We start from the raw sequence: 6,323 nt of genomic DNA, 5'->3' as shown, positions 1-6,323 counted from the left end.
AGCGGAACTTCCAGTACCACGCGGCCTTGAGCGCCTCGTACTGGGCCACGCTCACGTACGCGTAGGCCCGCGCGGCGTAGGGCGGGTTGGCGAAGGGGAACTGCGGGTCGGCGAACGGGTTCTCCGGGTCCGGCACGGGATAGGTGCCGTCGTCCCGCGGCGCGGGCGGCAGGTTGAAGCGCGCCACCAGCTCGCGCATCACCTGGTTCCAGCGCAGCACGCCGCCGCCGCTCCAGTACTCCACGGACCGCCGCTGCGCGGCGGTGAGCCGCCCCTGCGCGGCGCGGATGGAGGCCAGCTCCGCGCGGTAGGCGTCGCTCTCCACGGCGGCGGGCGCGGGGACGGCCACCTGCGCGGGCGAGGTGAGCACGATCATCCGCCAGCCGCCCGCGTCCGCGTCCATCGCGACGGGGTCCAGGGGCGGCAGCGGCTCCCAGGCCGCCACCGTGCGGTCGCATCCCGCGGCCGTGAGGGCCGCGGCCAGGGCCAGCAGGGCCGCCGAGAGCGGCCGGAGCGCGGAGGGTTTCATCCGACTTTCCTGGGACGGGGTGGATTTCGGGAAGGGGGCCCGCGGATCCGCGCGCCGGGGAGCGTTGCCGGCTCCCGGCAGACCCCGGATCACGCGCACCAGCCAGGCGAACGGCGCGGTGGCGCAGCCGGGGCGCACGCCGGCCGCGTCGACGGGCATGCGGCCGCGGATGGGCTCGCCGTTCAGCAGCAGCTGGAACCAGAACGGGACGCCGCCGGGGAGGGTGAGCATGATGGCCTGCTTTCCCCCGCGTGACGGATGGAAGCGCGCGGAATGCGCCCTCGCCCCGGGGTCGCGACGTCAGAACGGGAGCGCGTACGCCAGGCCGGTGCTGAACGTGGTCGCCTGGCCCACGTTGCGGCCGCGGACCACGCGGCCGGCGCCGATGCGCAGCACCAGCCGCGTGGCGGGAACGGTGTACGCCGCGCCGGCGTCCACCCGCACGAAGTCCATCCGGTTGGAGACGAACGGCATGTCCTGCCGCCGGATGTCGCTGCCGCCCAGCGTGCGCTGCACGGTGGCGGATACGGGCAGGTGCAGCCGCCCGCGCCCGAAGCCGGCGCCCAGCGTGTAGTCCAGCACGTCGGGCATGGCCACCCGGTTGCCCAGGTGCAGCTGGCCGTCCGTGTAGTAGGCGTCGCGGTCCAGCCGCACCGTGCCGCGCCAGGTGTACGCGGCGGACGCGCCCAGCGACCACCCGGCCGGCGCCTCCCACCCCGCGCTCGCCCGCGCCGACACCCGCCGGCTCCCCAGGCCGATGCTCAGGGGCAGGAAGTCCGGCGAGTAGCCCCCCGCGGGCATGCCCACCGCGGCGCCGACCGCCGCCGTCGCGCGTCCCCCCGCGGCGGGCGCGGAGAGCAGGGCGTAGCGCGCGGAGACCTGCACGTCCTGCACGCCGTGCATCTCGCGCAGGGTGCCGCGGCTGGCGCGGGTGCGCACGTACGGCAGCGCGGCCGTCACGCTCAGCCGGTCCGTCACCCCGTAGCCCGCCACGAGCGCCGCGCTCCGCGTGGTGACGGTGCCGATGTTCTCGTTGCCGCGCCGCAGCGTGCCCTCCCAGTAGCGGTCCCACTGCTCGTGCGTCAGCACCACGCCCGCGGTCAGCGTGCGGCGGGGGATGGCGCCGTCCATCCCCTGCCCCGCCAGCGGCGCGTGGCCCGACAGCAGCGCCAGGAGGACGATGCCGCCCAGGGCGGGGCGCACGGCCGGGCGCCGGTGCAGGGCGCACGAGCAGGTCATCCGCGCGGCCTCGGACGGGGACGGCCACAGGTGGTACGCCATCCCCACCACCATGGGCACGAAGACGACGGTGTTGTAGAACAGGTGCAGCTCCACCCGCGGCGCCACCAGCTGCACGATGCTGCTGGGCGCCGGCCCGCCCCCCAGGCGCCATCCCCCCAGCACCTGGCTCAGGAGCAGCGCGTGCTCCAGGTGGTGCCAGAACTGGATCGCCAGGGCAATTCCCCACCACGTCCGCGCGCGGCCCGCCATCCCCGGCCGGAGCACGAGCAGGCCCGCCAGCATCACCAGGGCGTAGCCGTAGTGCAGCCACTCGGAGTGCACCAGCCACGGCCACACCATCCCCAGGGCGCCCAGGGCGTGGTGGCGCGGCATCCCCATCACCCAGATTTGCCAGGCCTGGAACAGGTGCTCCGCCCAGTGCCCCAGCACCACGGCCATGAACACCCACAGGGCGCGCCGGTGCAGGGGGCCGTTCAGCCGCTGCAGGACGGTCTCACGGGCGGACGACGGGGCGGCGAGGGAAAGGATGGACATCGGCGTACCCTTGGGGTGAGAGGGGCGCGGCTCAGGACGCGGGGGGATGCGGACGGGTGCCGTCTCCCGCGCCGCCCGACAGGCGCTCGGCCAGGAGCACGGGGAGCGACACCAGGATGGGCGGATCGACGGGGTCGCGGGGGCGCAGCGCCAGCTCCACGGGGCGCGGGGCCTCGCCGCCGCGGACCTCCACCGGGCCGGCGGCCGCGCGCAGGGCGTCGTCCTGCAGCAGCACGCGTGCGGGCGGGGCGCCCGGGGCCGCCGCCATGCCGGCCGCGAAGACGTGGTACTCGCCGTCCGGCAGCGGGCCCACGTGAAACGGGCCGCCCTCGCGCAGCAGGGCGCAGGCGCGCGGCCGGCCGCTGGGCAGGGGCGTGGTGAAGACGCCCACGAAGATGGCCCCCGCGAAGCCGTCCGGCGCCCGCACCACGCCCGCCAGGCCGCCGCGCGCCGCGGCGGGCGCGTCCACCACGTCGGGGACGCGGGAAAGGGCGGCGGGGCCCGTCCCCGCGGCGGCGAAGCCCCGCAGGCGGGCGGGCGGCATCCCCACGGCTTCCGCGAACTGGCGCGTGAACGAGCCCACGCTGCTGTATCCCACCTCGAAGCAGATGGAGGTGGCGCTGTAGGGCGTGGTGAGCAAAAGGCGCCGCGCCGCGTCCAGCCGCAGGGCGGCCAGGAAGCGAAAGGGCGGCATGCCCGTCACCTGGCGGAACACGCGGTCAAAGTGGTACGGGCTGGACGCCGCCGTGCGGGCGATGGCCGGCAGCGACAGGGGCTCGCCCAGCCGCTCGCGCATGGCGCCGATGGCCTCTTCCACGGAGCGGCGGCGCGAGGCGGCCGTGCGCTCGCGGCACGGGGGCGGCACGCGGGGCCCGGCCGGGAGGGCGCAGGCGGTGCTCATCGGGGAGCCTTCCCGGCGGGCGGGGCAGCAGGCGCGGGGTTTCCGTTCGAAATGTCCATGGATCGCGTTCCCTTCGTGAACCTGCATGGGGGACTTTGCTCGCGGCGGATGCAGGCATACGGGCGCCGCACCCCGCCTCCTCACGCGAACGGCCGCAGGGCCTCGCGCAGGGCGTCCGGCACGGGGGCGGGGACCACGCGCCCGTCCTCGCGCCGCATGCACGCCACCTCCTGCTCGCCGCGGGCGACCAGCTCCTCGCCGCCGCCGTCCACGCGCCAGTACTCAAAGCGCATGGTGACGCGGTTCTGCGCCGTGCCGCCCAGCCGCATCCGGACGGCGACCTCGTCAAAGGCGCGCAGCTCCGCCAGGTACTCGCAGCTCACCCGCGTGGTCACGAGCGCCAGGCCGTCCGCCAGCTGGTCCAGCACGGCGGGCGCGTGGTCGCGCAGGAACAGCTCGCGGCAGCGCCCCTGCCAGCGCACGTGGTTGGCGTAGTAGACGTTCCCCACCAGGTTCGTCTCCTCGAACCCGACCACGTGGCGGTGCTCGTAGGCGGGGGTCATCAATCCGCTCCCTGCGCCGCGAGCTCGGGGACGGGGGCCACCAGCGCCGCCCCGTCTTCCCCGCTCCCCGCCAGCACGGCGGCGGCGACCGTATCGCCGTCCCGCACGCGAAGCACGCACGCCGGCACGCGGAGGGCGCCGCAGCGCAGCACCACCCACCCGTCCGGCGCGGCGGAATCCATCACCAGCGGGGCGTCGTGCGGCAGGCCGGCCTTGCGCAGGCACTCGCGCGCGGCCCACACCCGCGTGGCGGCGGCATCGATCTCCTCGCCGGCCTCGCGCGCCACCTGCTCCGCCAGGCGGAACCCGTCCGCCCCCAGCAGGTCGCGCCACAGGGAGGCCGGGCGCGGCGTCACGCGCTCCAGGTCGCACCCCACGGGCGCCAGCCCCGCCACGCCCAGGGTGAGCTCGCCGCAGTGCGCGGCGCTGACGGCCCGGGGCAGGTCCAGCACCTCCGGCCCCCCGTCGGGACGCCGCCGGACGGCCACGCGCACGCCCGCCGCGCGGCCGATGGCGCGGTCGCTGGCCGTCCGCCGGTCGCCGCCGCCGCGCTCCACGGCGACGCTGACGGCCGCGCCGGGCACCAGCTCGGCCACGCGCCGCTCCAGGTACGGGCCCAGCAGCGCGGGCACCCAGCCGTCCGCCGCCTCCAGCCGCGCCACGCGCCGCAGCCGCAGCCCCGTCCAGCGCTCGCGCACGGCGCCGTCCGGCGCGCAGACCTCCACGTCGTAGACCAGCTCCTGCCCGTCGTCCTCCACCTCGCGGGCACGGACGACGTGGGCGGACGCGGGATCGAGCACGCCGGGCGTCAGCCGCGCGACGGCGACGGGAAGCACGAGCGCGTGGGGGATGCAGGCCTGGATGGCGTGCAGGGCGGCGTCGCGGGCGCCGGCGTCGCCCAGCAGCCGCGCGGGGGGCAGGTACGCGCCGAACCAGCGGGCGTCGCCGCCGGGGGCCAGCACGGCCTCGCACTCGCGCGCCCGCAGCCGGCGGTATCCGCGCACCCGGCGAAAGCGCCCGCCGTGAAAGAAGATGCCGCCGTACAGCTCGCGCTCCGGGTCCAGGGACACCTCGCCGCCGTCATCAGCCGGCAGGGCGCGCGCGGCGCCGTCCGCCCCCGCGCCCACGCGGCAGCGGGCGCGGAAGTGGTCCGCCGCGAAGCCCGTCGCCTCCGTCCGCAGGGCCACGTCCACGGCGCCGTCCTCGCCCAGCAGGGCGCACAGCCGCACGCGCGCGGTGCCCTCCGCCGGGACGACGACGGGGCGGTCGAACCGCACGTCCTCGAAGACGGGCGCCACGTCCGTCCCGGCCAGCGCGCGGGCGGCCTGCGCCATGGCTTCCAGCCCCAGGACGGCGGGGAGCAGGCGCTCGCCGCGCACGACGTGGTCGTCCAGGTAGGGATCGGTGGCGGCGGAAAGGTCCGCGTCCGCCACCAGCTCCACGCCGGGGTAGTGGACGCGCGGGTGCTCCAGGAAGCGCAGCAGGGGGAGGTCCGGCCGGTCCACGGGCAGCGCGGGCGGCGCGCCGAACCGGCCGGCCACGACGACGGAGGACGGCGTGGCCGGGTCCGCCAGCAGCCGGCGCAGCATCCGCACGCCCTCGTCCGGGGCGACGGGAGAGACGCCGGCGCGGGCGAGCGCGTCCAGGGCCCCCAGCCGCGCGCCCATCCCCATGCCGGACCACACGGACCACTCCACGGTCAGCGCGCGGCAGTGCGGATGTGCGGCGCCATGGCGCGCCACGTCGCGCGCGAGCCACTCGTTGGCCAGCGCGTACCCGGCCTCGCCGGCCATCCCCGTCCGCGCGATGATGGAGCCAAAGCCGACGAGCAGCCGCAGCCGCGCGGGGTCTGCGGCCGCCAGCACGTTGCGCAGGCCGCGGAGCTTGGGCGCCAGCGTCTCCGCCAGGGCCGCCTCGTCCAGCGACGCCACCAGCCGCGGCACGTTGACGGCGGCGCCGTGCAGCACGGCCGTCACGGGGCCCAGCTCCGCCTCCGCGGCGGAGACGGCACGGCGCACGGCATCCCCGTCCGTCACGTCGGCGGAGAAGTAGCGGGCGCGCACGCCGGCGGCGGCCATCCGCTCCAGGGTGGCGTCCAGCGCCGCGTCGTGCCCCGCCCGCGCCGTGCCCAGCAGCACGAGCGCCGCGCCCGTCTCCCGCGCCAGGGCCAGGGCGCACTCCGCCGTGATCCCCTTGCCGCCGCCCGTCGCCAGCAGCACGTCGTCCGCGCCCAGCGGGAGCGCGGCGGATGCCGTGGACGGCGGAGACAGGCGCAGGCGCGGGACGCGGCGGGTGCCGTCCGCGCCGTAGTGCGCCTCCGTGTAGCCCCGGGCCGCGCGCGCCTCGTCCGCGGCCCGGCGCGCGGCGCCCGGCACGTCCGCCGGCAGGTCGACCACGCAGATGGTGGCGCGCGGCGCCTCCAGGGCCAGGCTGCGCGCGAAGCCGGCGCCGCCCCCGCCCTGCTGCACCAGGAGAAGGCGCGTGGGGCCGTCCGGCGCCAGCACGGCGCGCGCGCCCTCCATCAGCAGGGGCAGGTGGCGCTCGTCCGCGTCCG

Annotated in this window: 4 protein-coding genes and 1 pseudogene; all 5 read right to left on the bottom strand. The window is 77.4% G+C overall.

Going from position 1 to position 6,323, the window contains the following annotated elements; genetic code table 11:
* Positions 1–760: pseudogene (locus tag VFZ20_RS01125) on the bottom strand (hypothetical protein); the annotation flags it as partial.
* Positions 761–829: 69 nt separating this feature from the next.
* The gene (locus tag VFZ20_RS32870; RefSeq protein ID WP_329681967.1) at positions 830–2,305 is read right to left on the bottom strand and encodes a transporter; all 1,476 of its coding nucleotides are present in this window, start codon (positions 2,303–2,305) and stop codon (positions 830–832) included.
* Positions 2,306–2,336: 31 nt separating this feature from the next.
* Positions 2,337–3,206, bottom strand: coding sequence for an AraC family transcriptional regulator (locus VFZ20_RS01115; protein ID WP_329681966.1), 870 nt, complete (start codon positions 3,204–3,206; stop codon positions 2,337–2,339).
* Between the two features lie 140 nt (positions 3,207–3,346).
* Positions 3,347–3,769 carry an acyl-CoA thioesterase gene (locus tag VFZ20_RS01110; RefSeq protein WP_329681965.1) on the bottom strand — a complete coding sequence of 141 codons (423 nt, stop codon included), beginning with the start codon at positions 3,767–3,769 and terminating at the stop codon, positions 3,347–3,349.
* Positions 3,769–6,323: SDR family oxidoreductase (locus tag VFZ20_RS01105; RefSeq protein ID WP_329681964.1), on the bottom strand; the 2,555-nt coding region annotated here is incomplete at its 5' end. The genes VFZ20_RS01110 and VFZ20_RS01105, both read right to left, overlap by 1 nt.

Source organism: Longimicrobium sp. (genome assembly GCF_036280135.1).
Taxonomy (GTDB): domain Bacteria; phylum Gemmatimonadota; class Gemmatimonadetes; order Longimicrobiales; family Longimicrobiaceae; genus Longimicrobium.
Note: the sequence above shows the minus strand (reverse complement) of the source record. Positions and strands in the feature narration are given on the sequence as shown.

Coding starts and splice junctions, on each gene's coding strand:
- VFZ20_RS32870 (WP_329681967.1), bottom strand. CDS start 2,305: ATGTCCATCCTTTCCCTCGCCGCCCCGTCGTCCGCCCGTGAGACCGTC.
- VFZ20_RS01110 (WP_329681965.1), bottom strand. CDS start 3,769: ATGACCCCCGCCTACGAGCACCGCCACGTGGTCGGGTTCGAGGAGACG.
- VFZ20_RS01115 (WP_329681966.1), bottom strand. CDS start 3,206: ATGAGCACCGCCTGCGCCCTCCCGGCCGGGCCCCGCGTGCCGCCCCCG.